Genomic DNA, 22,692 nt, shown 5'->3' with positions numbered 1-22,692 from the left:
CTACGACGAACACACCGCCTGGGCCCACCGCCAAGCACCCGCCGCTTGACTTCTTAGCCGCCAGGGGTATCTAGAGGTGACGTCCGACACACCTGACCCGCGCATCCTGGCCCGCCTCGTGGCACGATGATGAGGTGGACCGGCACGTCGTGATGAAAGCCCCGCTGTTCGCCGCACTCGATGACGAGACGGCCGACCAGCTCATGGACTCGATGACGCCGCGACGACTGGCCCGCGGCGACGTCGTCTTCCACGAGGGGGATCCGGGCGACTCGCTCTACGTCATCACCCGGGGGAAGGTGAAGCTGGCCAAGGCGGCCTCCGACGGCCGCGAGAGCCTGCTGTCGGTGCTGGGACCCGGCGAGATGTTCGGCGAGCTGAGCCTGTTCGACCCCGGCCCGCGGCTCACCACCGCGCACGTCGTGTCGGACACCGAGTTCATCTCGCTGGGCAACGACGCGCTGCGCTCCTTCCTCGAGCAGCACCCCGAGGTGGCGATGCAGATGCTCGCCGGGCTGGCGCACCGGTTGCGCAAGACCAACGAAGGACTCTCCGACCTGGTCTTCACCGACGTGCCCGGCCGGGTGGCGAAGGCGCTGCTCGACCTCTCCGACCGCTTCGGGAAGCGCTCCGAGTCCGGCCTGCTGGTCGCGCACGACCTCACCCAGGAGGAGCTCGCCCAGCTGGTCGGAGCCAGCCGCGAGACGGTCAACAAGGCGCTCGCCGACTTCGCCCAGCGAGGCTGGGTCACCCTGGGGGCCAAGGCCGTCACCCTGATCGACGTCGACCGGTTGCGCCGCCGCGCCCGGTAGCACACCGGGTCAGTCCGCGAGCTCGCCGAGGTAGTCGAGCTGCGCCAGGACCGAGGACCGCGCCGCCGGCCACACCGACCGCGGGGTCTCGGCATACACCACCTCCACCACTCTGTCCGCGAGATCCGTGCCGGGGTCCGGATCGACGCCGCGCAGCTGCGGGAGGACCTCGCGCACCTGGTCCAACCGCTGGTGCCGGTGCGCCAGGTAGTGCTCGACGACGGCTGCCGCGTCCGGCACGACCGGCCCGTGCCCGGGGGCGATGGTCGTGGCGCGGCCGCTGCCGGTGAGCTCGCGCAGCCGCTCCAGCGACTCGAGGTAGGAGGTGAGGTCGCCGTCGGGATAGGCGACGACCGTGGTGCCGCGCCCGAGGATGGTGTCTCCGGTCAGCAGCAGCTGCTCGGCCGGGAGCAGGAAGGACACCGAGTCGGCGGTATGCCCGGGGGTCGGGACGACGAGCAGCTCCAGACCGCCGACGCCCACCTCGTCCCCGGCGGCGAGGTCGTCGTGCCCGCGGCCGGCGCGGCGCACCGGCGCGGCGGTGAGCTCCGCCCAGCGGTCGGCGGACTCCGCGTGGTCGGCGTGCCCGTGGGTCAGCAGGGTGAGCGCGACGCGCGCTCCCCGCTCGGCGACGTGGTCGAGCACCCCCTGCAGGTGCTCCTCGTGCAGCGGGCCCGGGTCGACCACCACCGCCTCGGTGCTGCCCGGCTCGAGCAGGACCCAGGTGTTGGTGCCCTCCAGGGTCATCGGCGAGGGGTTCGGGCACAGGACCGCGTGGGCGCGCTCACCCCAGGGCCCGCCCGTCCAGGCGGCGTCGGCAGCGGTGCTCATGCGGTCCAGCCTCTCACCGCGGTGGCTACCTGTCGCCAGGGCGACGCCTTCCCACCGCGGTGGGTGGCGGCACCGCGGTGGGGGCGTGTCGCCAGGGCAGCAGCGACCTACCGCGGTATGCGCATGGTGAGGGTGCCGCCGTCGTCGACGGGGACCGGCAGCACCGGACGCACCTGGACCGGCTCCCGCAGCCAGCCGTCGAGGTCGGTGATGGTGTCCAGCTCCTCGACCATGACCTGGGTCGGCGGGAGCAGCACGTCGCGACCGGCACGTCGCCCCTCCAGGACCTCGCCGGGTGAGCGCCAGTCGGCGACGTCCGCCTCGGTGCTGGCGTCGTCGGCCTCCTGACCCTGCGGCATGCGTGCGGCGAAGAACCTGGTGTCGTAGCGCCGGGGCTCGCACTCGGGCGTGATCCAGTGCCCGCGCACGGCCAGCAGGTCGGTCCGCAGCACCAGCCGGTGGCGACCCAACATCTCGGCGAAGCTCTGCGAGCGGTCCAGCAGCCTCTCGCGCTCCCGCCGCCAGCGCTCGTCCCGCAGGTCGGAGACCACCCGGTCCGGATCGGGCCCGGCCAGCAGCACCCCGCACTCCTCGAAGACCTCACGGGCCGCGGCGGTCACCAGCTCCCGGGCGCCGTCGACGTCGGTGCCGAGCCGGTCGGCCCACTGGCCGGGGGACGGGCCGGCCCAGGGCACGTCCTGGTCGGCGTCCCGCTCGTCGACACCACCGCCGGGGAAGGCCAGCATGCCGGCGGCGAAGGCCATGCTGCCGGCACGACGCAGCACGAAGACCTGGAGCGCCGGCACCTCGCGCAGCAGCATGACGGTCGCCGACCGACGGGGCTGGACGACCGGGCGCTCGTCCTCCTCCAGCGCCAACCAGGCACGCGCCTGGTCGGCGACGACCTCGGGCACGGCGAAGTCACGGTATGCCGCGTCCCCCCGCGTGCCGCGACCGTCCGTCATCGGTCAGTCCCGGACGGCGACGGTGATCTCCACCTCGACCGGCACGTCGAGCGGCAGCACGGCGACACCGACCGCGGACCGCGCGTGCACACCCGCGTCGCCGAAGGCGTGGCCGAGCAGCTCCGAGGCGCCGTTGATGACGCCCGGCTGACCGACGAAGGCCGGGTCGCTGGCCACGAAGCCGACGACCTTGACCACCCGGACCACCCGGTCGAGGTCGCCGACGACCGACCTGATCGCCGCGATGGCGTTGAGCGCGCATACCCCGGCCAGACGGGTGGCATCCTCGGGCGACACCAGGCCGGGGCCCTCGCCCACCTTGCCCGTCTGCTCGAGCGCGCCGTCGACGAAGGGGACCTGGCCGGAGCTGAAGACCAGGTCGCCGTGCCGGATCGCCGGGACGTAGGCGGCGACGGGCGCGGCGACCTCGGGGACCCGGTGGCCCAGCTCGGCGAGCCGGGCCTCGACGGCCCCGCCGGCGGGTTCTGCGGCTGTGGTCACGACGGCACCCTCAGGCGTTCTTCGGGCGCTTGAGGTAGGCCACCAGGTTGGTGCCGTCGCCCGGGCCGGCGACCACCTGCACCAGCTCCCAGCCGTCCTCGCCCCACTGGTCCAGGATCTGCTTGGTGGCGTGGATCATGAGCGGAACCGTTGCGTACTCCCACTGATGTGCAGTCATACGGCGAGGGTACCGGCGCCCCCGGCACGGCCGGGCGGGCGACCTGTCCGGACCTCTCAGAAAACTCCCGTACCGTATCTGATATGCGCTCTGCTCTCACTGTCGCACGGGTGACCTCCCTGCTCGGGGTCTTCCTCGCCGTCTCCGTCCTCATGGGCATCATCGGCGCCGGCCTGCTCGCCCCGGTCGTGGGCGCCAGCGGCCTGGCTGCCCGGGAGAGCGTCGGCATGTTCGAGGAGCTGCCCGGCGACCTGGAGCAGAACCCGCTGGCGCAGCAGTCACGCATCCTGGCCGCCGACGGGACGGTGCTGGCCACACCCGCCCAGCAGAACCGGATCATCGTCGACAGCGACGAGATCAGTCAGCACATGAAGGACGCGCAGGTCGCCATCGAGGACGCGCGCTTCTTCCAGCACGGGGGCGCGGACGTCGAGGCGCTGGCCCGGGCCGTGGTGCAGAACACCACCACCGACACCACCCAGGGCGGGTCCACCCTCACCCAGCAGTACATCAAGCTGGCGCTCCAGGAGCAGGCGCTGGATGAGGGCGACAGCGAGGCCTACGCCCAGACCCAGGCCCGTTCCGGCATGGAGGGCTACGTCCGCAAGCTGCGCGAGCTGAAGTATGCGATCACGCTCGAGGAGCGGCTGACCAAGGACGAGATCCTCGTCGGCTACCTCAACCTCGCCTTCTACGGCGACCGCGTCTTCGGCGTCGAGGCCGCAGCGCGCCACTACTTCAACGTCAACGCCTCCGAGCTGACCATCTCCCAGTCGGCGCTGCTGGCTGGGGTGGTGCGCGCCCCCAGCACGACCAACCCGGTCGCCGACCCCGAGCTGGCCCAGAACCGTCGTGACCTGGTGCTGGGCAACATGCACGACCAGGGCATGATCACCCAGAAGGAGCTGGACGAGGCCACCGCGCTCGACGTCAAGGACATGCTGGAGGTCACCGACAGCCAGCGCTCCTGCCTCAAGTCGCGCAACCCCTACTTCTGCGACTACGTCACGGCATGGCTGCTCGAGCAGCCGGCCCTGGGCAAGACCCGGGACGAGCGGCTGGAGAACATCACGACCAACGGCCTGACCATCGAGACCACCCTGGACGTCGAGCTGTCCCGGGAGATCAAGGACATCCTGCTCGAGGCCACCCCGAGGGGCAACGACTACTTCCTCGGCTCCGCCGCCACGGTGGTCGAGCCGGGCACCGGCAAGATCCTCGCCTTCAACCAGTCCAGCGAGTACTCCTTCGAGGAGAGCCGGGACAAGGTCCGGAAGACCTCGGTCAACTGGAACGTCGACAACGCCTACGGCGGCCCCGGCGGTATGGCGATCGGCTCGATCGCGAAGGCCTACACCCTGGTCGAGGCGATGGAGAAGGGGGTGCCGGTCGAGGCGAGCCTCACGGTCCGGCCGCCGGAGGACAGCACCTACGGGAACGTGTGGCTGGAGGACCCGGAGAACCCGACCACCTCCTACCCGCCCGCCGACGAGGTCTTCCCGGCCGGCGTCTTCTTCCGCGACGACTTCCAGGACGGCTGCACCATCGGTGAGGACCACTGGACCGTCCGCAACGCGAACGACGAGAACCACGAGCGCACGATCGAGCTGCGCACCGCCGCCGCCCTGTCGGTGAACACCGCCTTCGCCACGCTCGCCTCCCAGGTCGGCACCTGCGACATCGCCGAGACGATGACCGAGATGGGGCTGCACGCCGCGGGCGGGCAGGCCTACGGGTTGGACCCCGGCAACGCCGAGACCACGCTGGCCCCGTCGCTGGTGCTGGGCGCCGACACGGCCAGCCCGCTGACCGTGGCGACGTCGTACGCCACCTTCGCCTCCGGCGGCGTCTACTGCCCGCCGGTCCCGGTGACCAAGGTGACTGACGCCAACGGCGAGGAGCTCCCGCTGGACCTGCCCGGGTGCGACCGGGTGATCCCCGAGGACGTCGCCCTCGGGGCGGTCGAGCTGCTCCAGGGTGTGGTGGACGAGTCCGGCTCGGGCTTCCGGGCCATCCTCGACGGCGGCCGGCCGGCCGGCGGCAAGACCGGCACGAACAACGACTCCACGAGCACCTGGTTCGCCGGGTTCACCCCGCAGCTGTCCACGGCCGTCTTCGTCGGCAACGTGCCTGGTGGCACGACCTACGACGGCGACCTGCGCGACATCCAGGTGGGCGACCGCTACGTCGAGGGGCCGCTCTTCGGGTCCTCCGTGGCCGCGCCGACGTGGAAGGAGATCATGGATCTCGCCTCCCAGGGCATGGACGTCCAGGACTGGGACGACCCGTCGAACGAGATCCTCAACGGCAAGCGGGTGACCATCCCCAGCGTCGTGGGCATGGGCGTCGGCCAGGCCCAGGACCGGCTCGCGGACGCGGGTCTGACCGGCGGCGTCGTGCGCGTCGCCTCCGGCCAGCCGGAAGGGACCGTCCTCTACACCACCCCGGGCGTGGGCTCGTCGGTGGTGACCTCGAACCCGGTGACGCTGCACGTGTCCACCGGGGTGGCACCTCCGCCGCCGCCGGCCCAGCGGCAGCAGCCCGCCCCGTCGCGACCACGCCAGTCCGCGCCCCCGTCGCAGCCGGATCCCACCGAGGAGCCCGAGCCCACCGAGGACGCGGAGCCCGAGGAGCCGGAGCCCACCGAGGAGCCGGCCCCTGCCCCGGAGCCGCCGGAGGACCCGCCGGGCAACGACCCCCCGGGTGACGACTGACCCGGACGGCACGGAAGGGCCACCGGCCCGGCCGGGTGAGACACTGGCGGCATGAGTGAGTCGACCGGCCTCAAGGCCACCCTCCAGCAGGACCTCACCGCGGCGATGCGGGCCCAGGACAAGGTCCGCGCCGGCACGCTGCGGATGGCGCTGACCGCCGTGACCACCGAGGAGGTCTCCGGCAAGGAGCACCGCGACCTCACCGACGACGAGGTGCTCAAGGTCATCGCCAAGGAGGCCAAGAAGCGCCGCGAGGCCGCGGAGGCCTACTCCGGCGCCGGACGTCCTGAGCTCGCTGCGCAGGAGGAGGACGAGCTGGCGGTCCTCGAGACCTACCTGCCGGCCCAGCTCGGTGACGACGAGCTCGCCGAGATGGCCCGGGCGGCGGTCGCCGAGACGGGCACGACCGACATGCGCGGCATGGGTCAGGTGATGAAGGTCCTCACGCCCCGGGTGGCGGGTCGCGCCGAGGGCGGACGGGTCGCGGCAGCCGTCAAGCAGGCGCTGGCGGGCTGACCGGTTGACCTCGGTATGGCGCCCGCTCGCCGGGACAGCGGCTGCGGCGGCGGTCCTCGGCGCCGGGGCAGCGGCGTACGCGACCTGGGTGGAGCCGCGATGGTTCGCGCTGCGGCGGGTCCGGGTGCCGTGCCTGCCGGCCGGAGCGCCGGACGTGCGCGTGCTGCACCTGTCCGACCTGCACCTGGTGCCGCGACAGACCCGCAAGCGTGACTGGGTGCGGGGGCTGGCCACCCTGGAGCCGGACCTGGTGGTGCACACGGGTGACCATCTGGCGGCAATGGACGCCGTCCCGGCGGCCCTGGACAGCTACGGGCCACTGCTGGACCGGCCGGGCGTCTTCGTGCTGGGCTCCAACGACTACTACCCGCCGACCCTGAAGAACCCGCTGCGCTACTTCAACGACAGCCACCGCAAGGGCGCCGACCTCACCCCTCAGGTGCTGCCGACGCAGGACCTCGTCGACGGGCTCACCGGGCGCGGCTGGGAGGACCTCACCCACCGGCGGGTCCGCCTGCCCGTCGCCGGTGCGGACCTGGAGCTGGTGGGGACCGACGACGCCCACCTCGGCCTGGACGACTACGCCCGCGTCGCCGCGCCGGCGGCGTCGGATGCCGACCTGACCATCGGCGTCACGCACGCCCCCTATCAACGGGTGCTGGACGCGATGACCGCCGACGGCGCACGGCTGCTCATCGCCGGGCATACCCACGGCGGCCAGCTGCGCGTGCCGGGGTACGGCGCACTCGTCACCAACTGCGACCTCGACACCACGCGCGCGTCCGGCCTGTCGCGGTGGTGGCCCGGCGCCGGGAGCGCACCGTCGGTGCAGGCGCCGCCGGACGCCGCCTGGCTGCACGTCTCCGCCGGACTGGGCGGCAACCCCTACACCCCCTTCCGCTTCTGCTGCCGCCCCGAGGCCACCCTGCTGACGCTGTCAGCGGGAGGGGCCGCTCAGGCGTAGGGGTCGCCGCAGCCGCCACCCTCCTCCCATCCCGTCACCCCGGGGGACGCGGGCGCGTCCTCCGTCTCGGGCCTGGCGTTGCCGAGCAGCACCCGGGTCAGCTCCTCCTGACTCGCCAGCAGCCCGTCGAGGGCGCTGCGCAGGTGCTCGTCGCCGGGCTCCTCACCGGACACCGCGGCGGCGAGGACCGCGCGGCGCACCAGCTCCTTCATGAACGACGCCGTCATCCCCTCGGTCCGGCCGGCGGCGTCGGTGAGGGCCTCGTCGCCGAAGGCCAGCCCGGCCTGGTAGAGCTCCAGCAGCCGGCGGCGCCCCGGCTCGTCGGGGAGCGGGATCTCCACCGCCAGGTCGACCCGGCCGGGGCGCTGCACCAGGGCGCGCTCCAGCGCCTGGGCCCGGTTGGTGGTGAGCAGGAAGGTCACGTCGGCGTCGCTGTCGAGGCCGTCCATCGCGTCGAGCACCTCGAAGAGCAGCGGTCGACCGCCCGGGCCCATCCCGCGGTCCTCGGCCACCAGGTCGCAGTCCTCCAGCACGACCACCGCGGGCTGGAGGGCCCGGGCGAGAGAGGCGGCCAGCGAGATGTACCGCAGCGACTCTCCGGAGAGGAGCACCACGGTGTGGGTCGGGTTGCGCGAGATGAGGTGCCGGACCGTGTGCGTCTTGCCGGTGCCCGGCGGTCCGTAGAGCAGCAGGCCGCGCTTCAGGTGCTGGCCGTGCCGACGCAGGGTCTCGGCGTGCTCGGCGATCCCGCTCACGTGCTCCGCGACCCGGGCCAGCGACCCCGGCGGCAGGATGACCTGGTCCTCGGTGACCCCGGGCCGGGGCACGAAGGTCACGCCTTGCGACTCGTGACCGTAGCCAGAGGACTCGAAGGCGATGACCTGGCCGCGCAGCACGCTGTGCTCCAGCGCCACCTCGCGCAGCTCGTCCAGCAGTGCGGCCCGGGTGTCCTCGTCGGCGCAGATGACCTCGAGGGTGCCCGTGTCGCGGCCGTACTGCCGGTTGCTCTTGCGCTGCATGACGACGACGGGATGGTCGGCGTACCGGAACAGACGCATCCCGAGCGCGATCGCCCGCCGGTACTCGTGCGGGCCGACCGCGACGGAGACGTAGTCCACCTGACCGACGCAGCCGCGGCCGTGCGCCCCGCCCACCAGGTCCCCGAGGGACACGTGGTGACGCATGTCGCCCCCGCCGACGCCCACCTCGGACGCCTCCGGGTCCCGCCCGGCGACCTCGGCGAGCGCGACGTCGTAGTCGGCATACCGGTGGTTCATCACCTCCTCGGTCACCACGGCCACCTCTGCGACCGGCGTGCCGAGGTATGCCGTGAGCCGGTCCGCGAGCGGCTCACCCTGATCCGCCCCCATGGAGCGGTGGGCGAGGTCCACCGCCTCGGCGAAGGTGCGCAAGAATCCCCTGACGTCGTCGTCCATGGCACCAACCTATGGGCCGCCTCCGACGGTCCCCCACGGATTTAGTCGCGGTGGTCGGCGTGGGCTATCCTTGCGGACGCTGCGTTCGGCCCCCGAGGGGCCGGAGCACGAGCCACGGGGTGTGGCGCAGCTTGGTAGCGCGCTTCGTTCGGGACGAAGAGGTCGCAGGTTCAAATCCTGTCACCCCGACCATGTGATGTCTCAGGACATCCCGGACAGCGGACCTACGTTTTGTAGGTCCGCTGTGTGTTCTTCTGGGGTCCGGGGGGGTGCCAGCGCTCCATCGAGTGGGCCCTAGAGCATGGCGGTCAGGACGCCACCATCCGCTCTGAGGGTTGCGCCGTTGGTTGCCGATGACTTCGGGCTTGCGAGGTAGAGCGCCAGGTTGGCGATCTCGGTGGGGTCGATGAACCGCTGGAGCAGGGAGGTCTGGTTGCCCGCGGCGATCGCCGCCTTGAGGTCGCCGGCGTCGACACCCTGGGCTCCGGCGATGTGGTCCACGGTGCGCGCGACGCCGTCCGAGAAGGTCGGCCCACCGAGGATGGTGTTGACGGTGACGTCGCTTCCTCGCGTCAGCTTGGCGAGCCCGTTGCCGAGCGCGAGCATCGCGGCCTTGCTCACCCCGTAGTGCACCATGTCGGCCGGGACGTTGACGCCCGACTCGCTCCCGATGAAGAGGATCCGACCCCATCCCCCAGCGAGCAGCTTCGGCAGGATGCCTCGCGACAACCGGACCCCGCTCATGAGGTTGACCTCGAGATAGTGCCGCCAGTCCTCATCCGAGATGTCACCGAACGCCTTCAGCTCGAAGTGCCCGACGTTGTTGACCAGGATGTCGACGTCGCCCACGGCGTCCACGAGCCGGTGGACCTGCGCGGGATCCGCGAAGTCAGCGGCCATCCCGGAGACCGCGGCGCTCCGCACCTCGGCACCCAGCCGCTCCACCGCCTCGTCGACCCGGTCTGGGTCCCGTCCGTTGAGCACCACGTCGACCCCCTCACCCGCCAGGGCACGAGCGATGGCATAGCCGATCCCCTGCGTCGATCCACTCACGAATGCGCGCTTCCCCGTCAGCTGCAGGTCCATGGTCCTCCGTTCCTCGGCCGAGGCACACCCCTCGGTATATGACTTGCTCAGTCAAGTCAACCTTAGGTGGATTGACTTGACGGGTCAACTGAGATTGCTTGCGACAGGGCGCGTCTCCCGTACCCTGCGTACCATGTCGGAGCCGCGCGATACCGCCTTCACCGGTGAGGACCTGGAGACCTGGGCGGCACTGGCCACCGTGCTGGAGTGGCTGCCACCGGCCCTGGATGCACAGCTGCTCCGCGACGCGGAGCTCACGCACTTCGAGTACGGCATCCTCTTCGCCCTGGCCGACGCCCCCGACGGCACGCTGCGCATGAGTGTCCTGGCAGGCTTTGCGAACAGCTCGCTCTCCCGCCTGTCTCGGGCCGTGGCTCGACTCGAGAAGAGGCAGTGGGTGCGACGGGCGCCGGACGCCGCCGACGGGCGGTACACCCTGGCCAGCCTGACCAGTGCCGGCCGAGCCAAGGTTCAGCAGGCCACCCCCGGGCATGTGCGGACCGTCAACCGGCTGGTCCTCGAACCCCTCACCCGGCCCCAGGCGCGTCAGCTCCGAGAGATCAGCCGGCGCATCATGCGCGCCATCCGGGACGACGACGGCTGGTCGCCCGGCACCGGTTCCGGTTCTGCGAGATAGCGGGCGCTCGGCGTGGCCGCCGCCACACCGCCCCGCGGCCCGAGGCCGGACGGCCTCGATGGCTCCGAACGGATATGGACCGAGCCGTCAAGTACGGCTATCCTCAAGGAATGGGAAGACCACGGTCCTTTGACGAGGAAGCAACCGTGGCCACCGTGGCCGGGCTCTTCTGGTCGCGGGGCTACGCCGGAACCAGCATGGACGCGATCGCCACGGCGACCGGTCTCGGCAAGGGGAGCCTCTACGGAGCGTTCGGTGGCAAGCGGGACCTGTACCTGCGAGTGCTCGGTGGCTACTGCGCCGAGGTCACCGACGCTGCATCGGTCGGTCTGGCCGGGCCGGACGACGGGGCCTTCGCCCGTCTCTGCGCGCACATCCGCAGTGCGGCGCAGGGTATCGGTGCGGATCATGCCCACCACGGATGCCTGTTGGCCAAGGCTGCGGCGGAGCTGTCCGAGCACGATCACGACGTCGCGGAGCAGGCTCGCCGGACGTTCGAAGGACTCGCTGACCTCCTGACCGCTGACATCGAAGCGGCCCAGCGTGAAGGTGAGCTGGACGCAACCGCAGACGCCGGGGCTCTGGCTCGCTTCGTCCTCTCGGTCCTTCGAGGGATGGAAGCGCTGGGCAAGGGCGGTGTCGACGCAGAGTGGTTGGATGACGCTGCGGAAACCACCATCCGCCTGCTGCCGCGTACCGCGCACGACGCTGGAACGGGGAGTACTCGGTCGGGAGAAGCTGAGACCGGGTAGCAGGCGTCCAGGTGATCCCTGCCCGCGACCAGGGCATGGCGAGATCACCATTGTGGACGATTCGGTCCATAACGTGCTACCGTGACTCCCGTGCACGTCGGACAGGACCCCCTCAGCGAGTCACCGACACCGGGAGGTGGGCTGGGCCCAACGGCCGCCTCCCACCGGGGAGAGCGCCCAGCATCTCGTCGGGACCACACCACCTACAAGGAGTACACACAGTGACGAGCAACGAAGAGATCGTCCGCGAGGCATACCGCACGGCGGAGGGAATCGGTCTCGACAAGGAGGGCTTCGCCGCCCTCTTCACGGAGGACGGCACGTTCAACGACATGCCCAACTCGGTGACGGTCGGCCGTGACGACATCCCCATGGCCCTGACCGGCCTGACCAGTGCCTTCCCTGACATCCACCGAGAGGTGCTGAGCATGCACAGCGTGGGCGACGACGTCGTTGCCGTTGAGCTGCTCATCCAGGGCACCCACCTCGGGGCCTTCCCGACGCCAGCCGGGGAGATCGCCCCCACTGGCCATCGGATCAACGTGCCGACGGCCGACTTCTGGTACCTGCGGGACGGCAAGATCGAGGCCTTCAAGTGCTACAACTCGGCCAACGTCTGGTTCTCGCAGCTCGGCGCGGCTCCCGACTTCGAGGCCGCGATCGAGTCCGCCAGGACCGCCGAGGTCGGCGCGTGACTCACGACTGCACCGCGCTGAACCGAGCATCGCGGTAGTCCGAGAGCACCACCAAGACGCCTTCAGCGCGCCTTGGTGGTGCCTCGGTCCACCGCACGGCGACGCCACGCAGCCACTGGTGCGACGGCCAACCGGCCCCTTCCCTTGGGTCCGCGCCTCTTCCGCGCGAACTCCTTCTCGTCACTCCACACACTCGAACGGAGCGCACCATGTACCAGCTCAAGACCTACACCCTCAGCACCGCCGAGGCACTTCACCAGTACGCGACGGTTCATTGGCCGCGTCACATCGCCAGCATGCCCAAGTTCGGTGCCACCGTCCACGGCTTCTGGACCCAGCACGCAGACGGTCAGCATCGCCTGATCGCGCTTCTGTCGTTCGAGGAAGGTGTCCGTCCCGACGCCTTCCTCGATGCCTACGTGGCTAGCCCGGAGCTGGCAGCCGACATGGAGGGCTTCGATGTCGACGCGATCCTCGGCGTGGAGGACCTCTTGCTGGAGCCTGTGGCGGGATCGCCCCTTGGCTGAACGCGCGGGCGGTGGCGTCCTCGACGCGTGGTTTCCGAGCCGAACCTGGGCCGCGCATCGGGCACGGCGCCTGACGGGCGGGGTGCCGACGTTCTCAGCGGCACCCCGCCGCTCCGGCCGCGTCCCCTAACCTCTGGACCATGACGACACTCTGGTGGCGGTGTATGCCGGGGGCCGGCCCGCCGGTCGGCGGTGCCCCGGGATGACCAGCCACCCGGTCCGCGCGGTCGACGCCCTGATCGCCGCAGGTTCGTGGGGCGTGACCGTGGCGCTGCTGTTCTCCCTCCCGCTCATCGCGGCGAGCGACCCCACGTTCACCACGCGGCTCCCGGAGGTCGCGGATGCCGCCTGGTGGGTGGGTCTCACGCTGGGATCGGTCCAGTCCCTCGCCCTGCTGTGGCGGCGACGAGGCCCCCGGTCGGTCCTGGTGCTCGTCGCAGCCTGCGCCCCGGTGGCGGCACTCGCCGGGATGGACGGGGCCACGGGGATCACCTCCGTGGCGGTCATCGTCGCTGCGTTCAGCGCCGTCCTGCACGAAGGGGTGACCCGAGCGCTCCGGGCGGCAGCTCTCGCGGCGATCCTCGTCGGTGCCGGACAGCTGCTCGTGCAACGGAGCGACGACGGCAGCGTCGCTGCGGTCCTGGGCTCGTCGGTGGTCCAGGGAGTCGGGACGGTGGGCCTTCCCTTCGCGATGGCCGCGTTCGTCACCGCCCGCCGCGATGTCGTCACCGCCCGCGCCGCGCAGGCCCAGGCCGTCGTGCGCGAGCACGACGCCCTGGTTCAGGTCGCGGTCGCGCGGGAACGGACCGCGACGGCACGAGAGCTGCACGACATCGCCGCGCACCACCTGTCCGGGATCACGGTCATGACCGGTGCTCTGGGTCGCCAGATCGACACCGACCCGGAGGGCGCGAAGCGGGCCGTCGAGCAGGTGCGCCACCAGAGCAAGGCGATGCTGCGCGACCTCCGCAGCCTCGTGACCCTCCTGCGCGAGGACAACGGACCGGCGGGCACAACCGCCCCCGAGACCCTCTCCTCCCTCCCTGCTCTCGTGGACCACGCCCGGCGCGCGGGCACCGACGTCGAGCTCACCGTTCTCGGTCCCGGATCCGGCGATGTCCTCGACGGCCGGGTGGGCCCCCTGGCCCAGTTCGGCGCCTACCGCACCGTCCAGGAGTCGCTGGTCAACGCCGCCAGGCACGCTCCCGGCGCCCGGTGCGAGGTCATACTCGACACGCGGGATGCCCACACGACCCGCATCCGGGTGGTCAACCACCGGGCGCCAGCCGACGACCCGACACCGCCGGGCACGGGCTACGGTCTCGTGGGAATGCGAGAGCGTGCCAGTCTCACCGGAGCACGCCTGTCCTACGGCCCGACCGACGACGGTGGGTGGTGCGTGAACCTCTCCCTGCCAGGCGACCCGCCCGGACATGAGGATGCGGAGACCCAGGGATGATCCGCGTCCTGGTGGCTGATGACGAGCCCCTGGTGCGCGCCGGTCTCTCCGCGCTGCTGTCCTCGGAGCCTGACATCGACGTCGTGGCGACCGCCGCCGACGGCGTCGAGGCGGTGGAGCGGGCGCGGACCGAGCGTCCACACGTCGCGTGTCTCGACATCCGGATGCCGCGTCGCGACGGCATCGCCGCCACCCGGGAGCTGGCCGGACCCGACGCCTCCCCCCGCATCCCCGTCCTCGTCCTCACGACCTTCGACACCGACGAGCACCTGTTCGGGGCGCTCGAGGCGGGCGCCTCCGGCTTCCTCCTCAAGGACGCGGAGCCGGACGAGGTCATCGCAGCCATTCGCTCCGTCGCCGCCGGGCAAGGGACCATCGCCGACGGCCTGACCCGACGGGTCATCGGCGAGCTCGTCGAACGCCGACGGACCCAACCGGTGACCGCGTCGCGGGCCAGCGACGTGCTCACCCCGCGGGAGACCGACATCCTCCTGCTCCTCGCCGAGGGCCTGTCCAACGAGGACATCGCGCGAACCCTCGTCCTGGAGGTCTCCACCGTCAAGTCCCACCTGGCCCGGATGATGCCGAAGCTCGGTGTCACCTCACGCCTCCAGGCCGTCGTGTGGGCCTACCAGAGCGGGGTGGTCACGGTCGGCGACACCGGAGGCGGGCCGGGCCCTCCACCGAAAGGATGAATCCGCGCGGCTCCATCCTTGGCGGCTCGCCCCACACTCCCCCGCTCCCTAGCGTCGGTGGTGACCGACACCCCCACCAGGAGCGACCACTGTCATGACCACCACCGCGTACGACGTCTCCACCTCCACCGCGCTACGTCTCGTTGACGTCCACAAGACCTATCCCGGCGGCGCCCAACCCGTGGCTGCCCTGCGGGGAGTCACCCTCACCCTGCCTTCCGGCTCGATGACCTCCGTCGTGGGCCAGTCCGGGTCGGGCAAGTCCACCTTGCTCAACGTCGCCGCCGGCCTCGACGTCCCGACCTCCGGGCGGGTGGTCATCGGCAGCCAGGACACGACGGGCCTGTCCGCCGACGGTCTCACCCGGTACCGCAGGGAGCACGTCGGCTTCGTCTTCCAGGCATACAACCTCATCCCCCACCTCGGCGTGCTCGACAACATCTGCCTTCCCCTCGTCCTCGCCGGTCGCGAGACGGACCCTGTCTGGGTCGACCAGCTCGTCGATGCCCTCGGGCTCGCGGACCTCGTGGCGCGACGCCCCGGCGAGCTCTCCGGTGGGCAGGCACAACGGGTGGCGATCGCCCGGGCGCTCGTCACACGTCCTGCGGTCGTGTTCGCCGACGAGCCGACCGGTGCCCTGGACTCCCGCACCGGTGCCCACGTCCTCGGCGTGCTCCGTGCCACCGCCCGACGGTTCGGGCAGACGGTCGTCGTCGTCACCCACGACGCGCAGGTGGCGGCGACCGCCGACCGGGTGCTGTACCTCGCCGACGGCCTGGTCGTCCACGACGAGGCCGGAGCCACTGCCGAGCAGGTCACCACCCGTCTGCTCGCGATCGGCCGGTGAGCACCATGTGGACCCTCGCCAAGGCCGGCGCCCGCGCACACCGCGGCGGACTCGCCGGCACCGCCCTCGCCCTCGGGCTGGCCGCGACCCTCCTCACGATCACCGGAGTCCTCCTGGAGACCGGACTGCGCGTCGGCTCCGGCAGTCCGCTGTCGCCCCAGGCGCTCGCCGGAGCCCAGCTCACCGCGCTCGCCTCCTCCTTCGCGGGCACGGCGCTCGTCGTGGTCCTCATCGTCGTGGCCACGACCGTGTCCCTCGCCCTACGCCAACGCCGCCAGGAGTTCGCCCTCCTCCGGGCCGTCGGTGCGACCCGCGCCCAGGTGCGGGGCATCATCGCGAAGGAGGCCCTCCAGGTCGGCCTGGTGGCCGTGCCCCTCGGGGCACTGCCGGGGCTGGCGCTCGCCCGGGCCCTGACCCCCGTCCTCGTGAACGCCGGACTGCTCGAGCCGGGCACCGGGCCGGTCCTCTCACCGCTCCCAGTCCTCGGCGCCGTGGCTGCGCTCCTGCCCACCGCCCTCGCCGGGGGTTGGCTGGCCGCGCGCGAGACCCTCCGCCAGTCCCCGACCGCAGCCGTCCGGGACTCGGCGGCCGAGGAGGGCCCGCTCGGGACCCGACGTCGCGTCGCCGCGGCCGGCACCGCGGTGCTCGGCCTGGCCGCCGCCTTCACACCCCTCGTCGTGCCCGGAGTGATCGGCAGCGCGGCAGCGGCATCGTCCGCCCTTCTGCTCGTCGGCGCCGCCGCCCTCGCCGGACCTGCTCTCGTGGGCTGGTCGGTCGACAGGCTCACGCCGTTGCTACGAAGCCACAGCCACCCGCCGACGCAGCTGGCCGCCCACAACCTACGAGGGTTCTCGCGACGCCTCGCAGCCGTCGTCGTGCCGCTCGCCCTCGTCATGTCGACCGGCGTGATCCAGACGAGCACGGATGCCGCACTGGCCCGCGCCACTCAACAGCAGCTCGATGCCTCCCTCCGCGCCGACATCGTCGTCGGCGGCGGGTCCCCCCTGCCGACGGGGAGTGCCAACCGTGTTGCTGCGATGCCAGGCGTCCGGGAGACCACCTCGCTCTCGAGCACGCCGGCGCAGGTCCGCATCGACGACGAGGACCTCGCCGGCCTCGCCTGGGAGACAGTGGGGCTCCGCGTCGTCTCCCCGGACGCTCCGGCGTCCTTGCTCGATCCTGCGGTCTCGTCCGGGTCGCTCAGCCAGCTCTCCGGGCCGGACACGATCGCGGTCAGCTCCGACGCCGCCCTGGAGACCGGGGCCTTCGTCGGCGACAGCCTCGAGATGCGCCTCCCCGACGGACAGCACTCGTTCACCGTCGTCGCGGTCTTCGACCGTGGGCTCGGCCTAGGCCCGTACCTGATCGGTGACTCCACCGCCCGGGACCACGAGGCGCAGGCACTGGGGACGACGCTGCTCGTCGGCGGAACGTCCGGAGACGCGGCCGGCACGGCGCGCCTCGCCGCCGCGATCGACGCCCTGGGCCTGCCGGTGACCACCACCGAGGACTACGTCGGGTCGTCGACGACACCGGACATGGCCGAGCAACGGTTGGAGACCTTGCTGCTGCTCATGCTGCTGGCCTTCGTGACCCTGGGGGCGGCCAATGCACTCGTGCTGACGACCCTGGGCCGTCGCCGCGAGTTCGCCCTGCTTCACCGCACCGGTGCCACGCGTCGGCAACTCGTGTCCACGACCGTCCTCGAGTCCTTCGCCACAGGGGCCGCGGCATGGGTGATCGGTGCCGTCACGGTCCTCCCGGGGATCCTTGGGGTCAGCCTCGGTCTCTTGGGTGCCACGCTTCCCGTGGTCGATCTCGCCACGGTGGCCGCTCTCAGCTGCGTGGTCATCGCCCTGCCCCTCCTCGCGTCGGTCCCCGCAGGAGTGCGAGTCATCCGCGGCGCCACTCGGACGCTGGCCTGAACGCCGCGTCCTCGTGCAGGAACTCGGCAAAGGTCCTCGCGCGGCGCCCGGTCACGGCCTGCACGTCCTGCGTGACGGTGCCGGCCATACCGAGACGGACCCGTTCCAGTGCGCCCGCGTCGTTCTGGCGTGCGAAGCCCGTCGTGCCTTCCAACGCCTCGTCCAGGGTGATCTCCACGTGCTGCACCGGCCGATCCAGTGCTCCAGCGAGCTGTCGAGCGGTCTCGGGTAGCGACAACGCCTCCGGACCCGACAGCTCGTACGTGCGCCCCTGGTGCCCATCCTCGGTCAGGGCGCGCTCTGCGACCGCGGCGATGTCCCTCGCGTCGATCCACGACACTGACTGTCCCGCGCTGGGGAAGGCCAGGACACCACGCTGCACGACGTCGTCGAGCATGAAGCGGGAGTCACTGAAGACCTGCATGAACCACGTCGGGCGCAAGACCGTCCACGTCCGCCCGCTCTCGTGCACTGCTCGCTCAACGCGCGGAGCCCACTCCTCCTCGCCGAAGTAGCCGCCGTCGACCTCCGACAGCAGCACGACATGGAGCTGTGGGTCGGAAGACCGGAGAAAGCGCGAGATCAACTCGGGAGTGTCCTCCCGGTCAGGACGCACCACGAAGACAGCGTCGACACCGTTGAGAGCACTCCCCCAGGTGTCGTGGTCATCCCAGCCGAACGGCACGGCCTGGACGTTCGCGAGGTCCACGCCGGAAGGGTCGCGGGTACCGCCGCGAACGTGGACGTCGCCTCGGGCGGACAGCACGTCCGCCAAGGGTGCCCCGGTCTTGGCCCGGACACCCGTCACGAGAACCCTGCGCATGTCGCCTCCTCCGTGCCCTCGGCACGATCGTTGAGTGAATCAAGCATGTGCCTCGAGGTAAGCACAGTTCGTTTACTGGATCAACTACAGTGCTTCGCGTGAGCGCTTCGGTGAGTGATGTGGCGAAGACGATGTGGGACTTCGTCTACGCCTACGACGCTGCCTACGACCGCGCCGCCCGAGTGTGTGGCCTCAGCGCCTCGCAGGCCTGTCTCCTCAAGGCGGTCTCGGATGGCCCCAGCACCATGGGTCAGCTCGCCACGGACCTCCTGTGCGACGCGTCGAATGTCACTCAGCTCGTCAACCGGCTCGAGACCAAGGGGTTGGTCACCCGGCGCGTCGGACACCTTGATCGTCGGTCGAAGACCGTTCACATCACATCGGCGGGCGCCATGCTTCACCGTGAGGTCACCGAGGCGTTCTCCTTCCCGCACGAGGCCCTTGGGTGCTTGACGCCGCGACAGCAGGAGACCCTGGCTGATCTGCTGAGCGTGATCTCCGGCGGTAGCGATCGCGACATGACCCGCCCCGTGCAGGCCTGAGCGAGCTCCTTCACGTCCGGATCACAGGGGTGCGGTGTCCCGACGCCCGTGGACGCAGGTCATGACGGGACGCGCTGGCAGAATCCTCCTCATGACCACGGTGGCCGACCTGGACTTCTCCTACCGCCGCTCGGAGTTCCTTCACGCCCGTGGTTCCGCGCTGCGCTTCGATCCCCACGTTCACGCCTTCCCCTCGGTCGTCGTGGTCAGGCGCGGGGCAGCCGAGGTACGGACGCGCCGCCACGCGTTGGTCGTCCAGAGCGGCGATGTGTTCTTCGTCAACGCCTACGAGGTCCACTCCGGTTCAAGTCTCGAGAGCGGCACGCTGTTCGAGACCTACTACCCCTCCCAGGTCCTGTGGCCCAGAACATGGGGCCGGAGCCCGACGATCACCACGGACGTCATCCGTCATAGCCGTGAAACCGCGCGCTGGACGAGTGCAATGTCGAGCTCGACGGCCACCCCGGGGGTGAAGACCCAAGCGCTACGAGCACTGCTGTCCCTGTGCGAGACCTCGAGGCGGCCGCACGCCATGCCTCCCCTGACCGTCGACGCGCTCGACCGGATCCACCGGTCACCGACGGAACTGACCTCCCCGAGCCGGCTCGCCACCGAGCTCCGGACCGGCACGAGCCGCCTGATCCGCGAGTTCCATGCTCGGGCCGGCATGCCACCCCAGCGCTACTCACGGCAGGTACTCGTCTCCAGCGCTCTGTCCCTCGTGCTCGACGGTCAGACGTTGGCCGATGCCGCCGCCGGGGCAGGCTTCGCAGACCAGGCGCACCTCACCCGCGAGTTCAAGAAGGTGTTCGGGGTCCCTCCCGGCGTGCTGGCTCGCGGGATCCGGGCAGACCCGCACCGCTGAGGGCCTCGCCCGGCACGCCGATGCGTCAACCTCTCGACTCGTCGTCTCGAGCGGGCAACACCAGCTCCAGGACGGCACCTGCGTCCTTGTCGCCACGGCCGGACAGGTTCACGAGGACACTCTGGTCCGACGGAAGCTCCGCAGCGAGCCGCGTAGCGTGATGGACGGCGTGGACGGACTCCAGAGCGGCGATGATGCCCTCCAGTCGGGCGAGACGGACGAACATCTCCAGGGCCTCCGCGTCGGACACCGTCGACACCCCCACCCTGCCGGTGTCGACCAGCATCGCCATCTCCGGACCAACGCCCGGATAGACGAGGCCTGAAGCGATGGACGACACGGGGAGCGGCTGGTCGTTGCCGTCCTGCAAGACCAGAGTGTCCGAGCCGTGGATCCTTCCAGGGCGGCCGTAGGTCAGCGTCGCGCCGTGCTGGCCGGGTGCCGCCGACCTGCCTAGTGGCTCGACCGCGTGGAGACGCACGTCGAGATCAGCAGTGAATGCGGAGAAGATCCCGAGCGCGTTGGAACCGCCCGCGACACAGGCCACGACGTGGTCGGGCGGCCCGCCTGTGAGTGCCGTGAACTGGGCGCGTGCCTCCGTGCCGATCACCGACTGGAAGTCCCTGACGATCATCGGAAACGGGTGCGGTCCGATGGCCGAGCCGATCGCGTACAGCGCGGTCTCGTGGTTGCGGAGGTACGAGGTGAACGCAGCGTCGCTGGCCTCCTTGAGCGCGGACTGACCCGCGCCGGTCGACACCACCCGCGCGCCGAGCAGTTCCATCTGCGACACGTTCAGGGCGACCTTGACGTTGTCGGTGTCACCGATGTGGATCTCACACTCCAGGCCGAAGTACGCCGCGGCCGCAGCGAGTCCGACACCGTGCTGTCCCGCGCCGGTCTCAGCGATGAGCCGGCTCTTCCCCATCTCCCGCGCCAGGAGAGCGAACCCCACGCAGTGATTGATCTTGTGCGCTCCCGTGTGGTTGAGATCTTCTCGCTTGACGTAGATCTGAGCGCCACCCGTCGCAGCCGACAATCTCCTGAGGTGGTGGATCGGTGTAGGCCTGCCTTGAAAGGTTGCTCGGACTCGGGAGAGCTGCTCCAGAAAGGGCGTCGACGTGCGCAACCGACCGTAGGCGTCCGCCAGTTCGGTCAGCGCTGCCGAGGCGCGCTCTGGATAGAAGCTGCCACCGAAGCTGCCGTAGAAGCCGTCGGTCGCGCCGGGACCCACCGGGATGTCGTGCTTGGCCATCGGTCGAACCTCCATGGAGTGTGGGCGCCCGGAGAGCGCCTGTTGGACAGGAGGAAGGTATGTCCAGCCTTGGGCCCGGGTCTTGAACAGAATTGACCATCCCGTCGGCGGAAGACCTGCAAGAACGCCTGCCCAGCCCCGGGGCGGCCACCCGCCCCCAGGACATGGTGTTCTCGATATGGGCGCCGAGTGAACCGTGCAGACCGGCCGCGTCGTGGACGCCCTCCGCTCCCGGGGCTGACGCGGACCCAGCCGCACGGTACCGTCGCCCCCACTGGTCGGCGATGCATACCGGGAGGTCACGATGGACGTGCTGTGGGGTATCGGCGGCATGGCGGCGCTCATCGCGCTCGCCCTGCTCCTCTCGACGAACCGGCGGGCCGTGCGGTGGCGCACCGTGCTGGCGGCCCTCGCGATCCAGGTGGGCTTCGGCGTCATCGTCCTCTACTGGTCGTGGGGGCAGCGAGCGCTCGGCGCGGTCACCGAGGGGGTCCAGGCCGTCATCAACACCTCGAACGCCGGCATCGACTTCCTCTTCGGGTCGGTGCTGCCGCAGGACGGCGTCGTCTTCGCCTTCCAGGTGCTCCCGGTCATCATCTTCTTCGCCTCCCTGACCGCCGTGCTCTACCACTTCAAGATCCTGCAGTTCGTGGTCGAGCGGCTCGGTGCGGCCCTGGGGGCTGCGCTCGGCACCCGCAAGGCGGAGTCGGTCAACGCGGCCGCCAACATCTTCGTGGGCCAGACCGAGGCGCCCTTGGTCATCCGGCCCTACCTGCGCGGACTCTCCCGCTCGGGACTCTTCGCCGTCATGGTCGGCGGTCTGTCGACGGTGGCGGGCTCGGTCCTCGTCGGGTACTCGCTGCTGGGGGCGCCGCTGGAGTACCTCATCGCCGCCTCCTTCATGGCTGCCCCCGGGGCGTTGATGATGGCCAAGCTGGTGCTGCCCGAGGACGAGGAGGACGCCGAGCGCCAGGACCGGCTGGTGAGCGACGAGCCGGCCGACCCGGACGGCGACAAGGACGCGGACGGCATACCCAACGACGAGGACGATCTCGAGGGGATGGAGTACCGCAACGTCATCGACGCGGCGGCCTCCGGTGCGGCCGACGGCCTCAAGCTCGCGCTCAACATCGGCGCGATGCTGCTGGCCTTCATCTCCCTGATCGCTCTGGTCAACCTGCTGATCGGGACGGTCGGCGGCTGGTTCGGGCAGCCGGACCTCACCTTCGAGCAGCTGCTCGGCTACGTCTTCGCCCCGCTCATGACGGTCATCGGCGTGCCGTGGGGCGAGGCGACGAGCGCCGGCAGCTTCGTCGGCCAGAAAGTCATCGTCAACGAGTTCGTCGCCTTCTCGAACTTCGCCCCCAGCATCGAGCAGTTCAGTCCGAAGACGGCGGCCATCGTCACCTTCGCGCTCACTGGCTTCGCCAACCTGGGGTCGCTGGGCATCCTGCTCGGCGGCCTCGGATCGCTGGTCAAGGACCGGCGCCGGGAGATCGCCGAGCTCGGCATCCGGGCCGTGCTGGCCGCGACGCTCGCCAACCTGATGAGCGCGGCCATCGCGGGCATCCTCATCGGTTAGCGGCAGGGCGACGCGGGGCCGTGCGCAGACATGCGCTCCCGGCGCAACGGTGGCAGGATCGCACCGTCCGACGACACCCACCGTC

The 22,692-nt window shown here is 70.8% G+C and carries 23 protein-coding genes and 1 tRNA gene; 16 read left to right on the top strand and 8 right to left on the bottom strand.

Translation table 11 applies throughout. The features are described 5' to 3' along the window. Positions 1-134 precede the first annotated feature (134 nt). Positions 135-812 carry a Crp/Fnr family transcriptional regulator gene (locus FXF60_RS12875; RefSeq protein ID WP_151526378.1) on the top strand — a complete coding sequence of 226 codons (678 nt, stop codon included), beginning with the start codon at positions 135-137 and terminating at the stop codon, positions 810-812. Between the two features lie 9 nt (positions 813-821). Here the strand turns inward: FXF60_RS12875 and FXF60_RS12870 are convergent, their stop codons facing one another. The 4 genes from FXF60_RS12870 to sp36 all read right to left on the bottom strand — a co-directional run bounded on the left by FXF60_RS12870 (position 822) and on the right by sp36 (position 3,287). Continuing rightward, complete coding sequence (locus FXF60_RS12870; protein ID WP_151526377.1) at positions 822-1,643, bottom strand: MBL fold metallo-hydrolase; 822 nt, start codon at positions 1,641-1,643, stop codon at positions 822-824. A 107-nt stretch (positions 1,644-1,750) separates the two neighbouring features. Further along, positions 1,751-2,608, bottom strand: a complete 858-nt coding sequence (locus FXF60_RS12865; RefSeq protein WP_192796736.1) for an NUDIX hydrolase — start codon at positions 2,606-2,608, stop codon at positions 1,751-1,753. Positions 2,609-2,611: 3 nt separating this feature from the next. Next, complete coding sequence (locus tag FXF60_RS12860; RefSeq protein WP_151526376.1) at positions 2,612-3,109, bottom strand: RidA family protein; 498 nt, start codon at positions 3,107-3,109, stop codon at positions 2,612-2,614. 10 nt (positions 3,110-3,119) lie between these two features. After that, a complete protein-coding gene (gene sp36, locus FXF60_RS12855) occupies positions 3,120-3,287 on the bottom strand; it encodes a Sp36 family protein (protein ID WP_151526375.1) in 168 nt (55 codons plus the stop codon). Positions 3,288-3,397: 110 nt separating this feature from the next. Here sp36 and FXF60_RS12850 point away from each other — a divergent pair, with 110 nt between their 5' ends. Genes FXF60_RS12850 through FXF60_RS12840 form a run of 3 tightly spaced genes read left to right on the top strand, consistent with a single transcriptional unit; the run spans position 3,398 to position 7,481 of the window. Then, positions 3,398-6,001, top strand: a complete 2,604-nt coding sequence (locus tag FXF60_RS12850) for a penicillin-binding protein (RefSeq protein WP_192796735.1) — start codon at positions 3,398-3,400, stop codon at positions 5,999-6,001. A gap of 51 nt (positions 6,002-6,052) precedes the next feature. After that, positions 6,053-6,517: a GatB/YqeY domain-containing protein gene (locus FXF60_RS12845; protein WP_151526373.1), complete on the top strand. Its 465-nt coding sequence runs from the start codon at positions 6,053-6,055 to the stop codon at positions 6,515-6,517. 4 nt (positions 6,518-6,521) lie between these two features. Next, positions 6,522-7,481, top strand: a complete 960-nt coding sequence (locus FXF60_RS12840) for a metallophosphoesterase (protein ID WP_151526372.1) — start codon at positions 6,522-6,524, stop codon at positions 7,479-7,481. Here FXF60_RS12840 and FXF60_RS12835 read toward each other — a convergent pair. Next, positions 7,472-8,917, bottom strand: a complete 1,446-nt coding sequence (locus FXF60_RS12835; protein WP_151526371.1) for an AAA family ATPase — start codon at positions 8,915-8,917, stop codon at positions 7,472-7,474. The genes FXF60_RS12840 and FXF60_RS12835 overlap by 10 nt on opposite strands. A 115-nt stretch (positions 8,918-9,032) precedes the next feature. On the opposite strand from FXF60_RS12835, the gene FXF60_RS12830 reads away from it, so the two are divergent. Beyond that, positions 9,033-9,109: transfer RNA gene (locus tag FXF60_RS12830), tRNA-Pro, on the top strand. A 102-nt stretch (positions 9,110-9,211) separates the two neighbouring features. On the opposite strand, the gene FXF60_RS12825 is transcribed toward FXF60_RS12830, so the two are convergent. After that, a complete protein-coding gene (locus FXF60_RS12825) occupies positions 9,212-9,970 on the bottom strand; it encodes an SDR family NAD(P)-dependent oxidoreductase (RefSeq protein ID WP_238335848.1) in 759 nt (252 codons plus the stop codon). Positions 9,971-10,136: 166 nt separating this feature from the next. On the opposite strand from FXF60_RS12825, the gene FXF60_RS12820 reads away from it, so the two are divergent. From FXF60_RS12820 to FXF60_RS12785, 8 genes are all read left to right on the top strand, one after another. Beyond that, positions 10,137-10,640, top strand: coding sequence for a MarR family winged helix-turn-helix transcriptional regulator (locus FXF60_RS12820; protein ID WP_151526369.1), 504 nt, complete (start codon positions 10,137-10,139; stop codon positions 10,638-10,640). 146 nt (positions 10,641-10,786) lie between these two features. Beyond that, on the top strand, positions 10,787-11,392 hold the full coding sequence (locus FXF60_RS12815; RefSeq protein ID WP_202879633.1) for a TetR/AcrR family transcriptional regulator: 606 nt from the start codon (positions 10,787-10,789) through the stop codon (positions 11,390-11,392). A 221-nt stretch (positions 11,393-11,613) separates the two neighbouring features. Then, a complete protein-coding gene (locus FXF60_RS12810) occupies positions 11,614-12,087 on the top strand; it encodes an ester cyclase (RefSeq protein ID WP_151526367.1) in 474 nt (157 codons plus the stop codon). A 209-nt stretch (positions 12,088-12,296) separates the two neighbouring features. After that, a complete protein-coding gene (locus FXF60_RS12805; protein ID WP_151526366.1) occupies positions 12,297-12,614 on the top strand; it encodes an NIPSNAP family protein in 318 nt (105 codons plus the stop codon). A 202-nt stretch (positions 12,615-12,816) separates the two neighbouring features. Then, the gene (locus FXF60_RS12800) at positions 12,817-14,073 is read left to right on the top strand and encodes a sensor histidine kinase (RefSeq protein WP_151526365.1); all 1,257 of its coding nucleotides are present in this window, start codon (positions 12,817-12,819) and stop codon (positions 14,071-14,073) included. Next, complete coding sequence (locus FXF60_RS12795; protein ID WP_151526364.1) at positions 14,070-14,768, top strand: response regulator; 699 nt, start codon at positions 14,070-14,072, stop codon at positions 14,766-14,768. Before FXF60_RS12800 ends, FXF60_RS12795 begins: the two co-directional genes overlap by 4 nt. A gap of 94 nt (positions 14,769-14,862) precedes the next feature. After that, on the top strand, positions 14,863-15,615 hold the full coding sequence (locus FXF60_RS12790; protein ID WP_151526363.1) for an ABC transporter ATP-binding protein: 753 nt from the start codon (positions 14,863-14,865) through the stop codon (positions 15,613-15,615). A gap of 5 nt (positions 15,616-15,620) precedes the next feature. After that, on the top strand, positions 15,621-17,540 hold the full coding sequence (locus FXF60_RS12785; protein ID WP_238335850.1) for an FtsX-like permease family protein: 1,920 nt from the start codon (positions 15,621-15,623) through the stop codon (positions 17,538-17,540). On the opposite strand, the gene FXF60_RS12780 is transcribed toward FXF60_RS12785, so the two are convergent. Then, positions 17,509-18,363: a Rossmann-fold NAD(P)-binding domain-containing protein gene (locus FXF60_RS12780; RefSeq protein ID WP_151526361.1), complete on the bottom strand. Its 855-nt coding sequence runs from the start codon at positions 18,361-18,363 to the stop codon at positions 17,509-17,511. The genes FXF60_RS12785 and FXF60_RS12780 overlap by 32 nt on opposite strands. A 98-nt stretch (positions 18,364-18,461) precedes the next feature. Between FXF60_RS12780 and FXF60_RS12775 the strand changes: the two genes are divergently transcribed. Beyond that, positions 18,462-18,905, top strand: a complete 444-nt coding sequence (locus FXF60_RS12775) for a MarR family winged helix-turn-helix transcriptional regulator (RefSeq protein WP_151526360.1) — start codon at positions 18,462-18,464, stop codon at positions 18,903-18,905. Positions 18,906-18,996: 91 nt separating this feature from the next. Next, positions 18,997-19,770 carry a helix-turn-helix domain-containing protein gene (locus FXF60_RS12770; RefSeq protein ID WP_192796734.1) on the top strand — a complete coding sequence of 258 codons (774 nt, stop codon included), beginning with the start codon at positions 18,997-18,999 and terminating at the stop codon, positions 19,768-19,770. Between the two features lie 25 nt (positions 19,771-19,795). On the opposite strand, the gene trpB is transcribed toward FXF60_RS12770, so the two are convergent. Beyond that, positions 19,796-21,025, bottom strand: a complete 1,230-nt coding sequence (gene trpB / locus FXF60_RS12765) for a tryptophan synthase subunit beta (RefSeq protein WP_151526358.1) — start codon at positions 21,023-21,025, stop codon at positions 19,796-19,798. Between the two features lie 304 nt (positions 21,026-21,329). Here trpB and FXF60_RS12760 point away from each other — a divergent pair, with 304 nt between their 5' ends. Beyond that, on the top strand, positions 21,330-22,607 hold the full coding sequence (locus tag FXF60_RS12760) for a NupC/NupG family nucleoside CNT transporter (protein WP_151526357.1): 1,278 nt from the start codon (positions 21,330-21,332) through the stop codon (positions 22,605-22,607). Positions 22,608-22,692: the final 85 nt, after the last annotated feature.

Source organism: Serinicoccus kebangsaanensis (assembly GCF_008919445.1).
In the GTDB taxonomy this organism is placed as follows: Bacteria; Actinomycetota; Actinomycetes; order Actinomycetales; family Dermatophilaceae; genus Ornithinicoccus; species Ornithinicoccus kebangsaanensis.
Note: the sequence above shows the minus strand (reverse complement) of the source record. Positions and strands in the feature narration are given on the sequence as shown.

Bases quoted from the DNA above. Each gene is read 5' to 3' on its own strand.
- FXF60_RS12800 (WP_151526365.1), top strand. From the start codon at position 12,817: ATGACCAGCCACCCGGTCCGCGCGGTCGACGCCCTGATCGCCGCAGGT.
- FXF60_RS12845 (WP_151526373.1), top strand. From the start codon at position 6,053: ATGAGTGAGTCGACCGGCCTCAAGGCCACCCTCCAGCAGGACCTCACC.
- FXF60_RS12760 (WP_151526357.1), top strand. From the start codon at position 21,330: ATGGACGTGCTGTGGGGTATCGGCGGCATGGCGGCGCTCATCGCGCTC.
- FXF60_RS12865 (WP_192796736.1), bottom strand. From the start codon at position 2,608: ATGACGGACGGTCGCGGCACGCGGGGGGACGCGGCATACCGTGACTTC.
- FXF60_RS12780 (WP_151526361.1), bottom strand. From the start codon at position 18,363: ATGCGCAGGGTTCTCGTGACGGGTGTCCGGGCCAAGACCGGGGCACCC.
- FXF60_RS12870 (WP_151526377.1), bottom strand. From the start codon at position 1,643: ATGAGCACCGCTGCCGACGCCGCCTGGACGGGCGGGCCCTGGGGTGAG.
- FXF60_RS12820 (WP_151526369.1), top strand. From the start codon at position 10,137: ATGTCGGAGCCGCGCGATACCGCCTTCACCGGTGAGGACCTGGAGACC.
- FXF60_RS12835 (WP_151526371.1), bottom strand. From the start codon at position 8,917: ATGGACGACGACGTCAGGGGATTCTTGCGCACCTTCGCCGAGGCGGTG.
- FXF60_RS12770 (WP_192796734.1), top strand. From the start codon at position 18,997: ATGACCACGGTGGCCGACCTGGACTTCTCCTACCGCCGCTCGGAGTTC.
- FXF60_RS12795 (WP_151526364.1), top strand. From the start codon at position 14,070: ATGATCCGCGTCCTGGTGGCTGATGACGAGCCCCTGGTGCGCGCCGGT.
- FXF60_RS12790 (WP_151526363.1), top strand. From the start codon at position 14,863: ATGACCACCACCGCGTACGACGTCTCCACCTCCACCGCGCTACGTCTC.
- FXF60_RS12785 (WP_238335850.1), top strand. From the start codon at position 15,621: ATGTGGACCCTCGCCAAGGCCGGCGCCCGCGCACACCGCGGCGGACTC.
- FXF60_RS12805 (WP_151526366.1), top strand. From the start codon at position 12,297: ATGTACCAGCTCAAGACCTACACCCTCAGCACCGCCGAGGCACTTCAC.
- sp36 (WP_151526375.1), bottom strand. From the start codon at position 3,287: ATGACTGCACATCAGTGGGAGTACGCAACGGTTCCGCTCATGATCCAC.
- trpB (WP_151526358.1), bottom strand. From the start codon at position 21,025: ATGGCCAAGCACGACATCCCGGTGGGTCCCGGCGCGACCGACGGCTTC.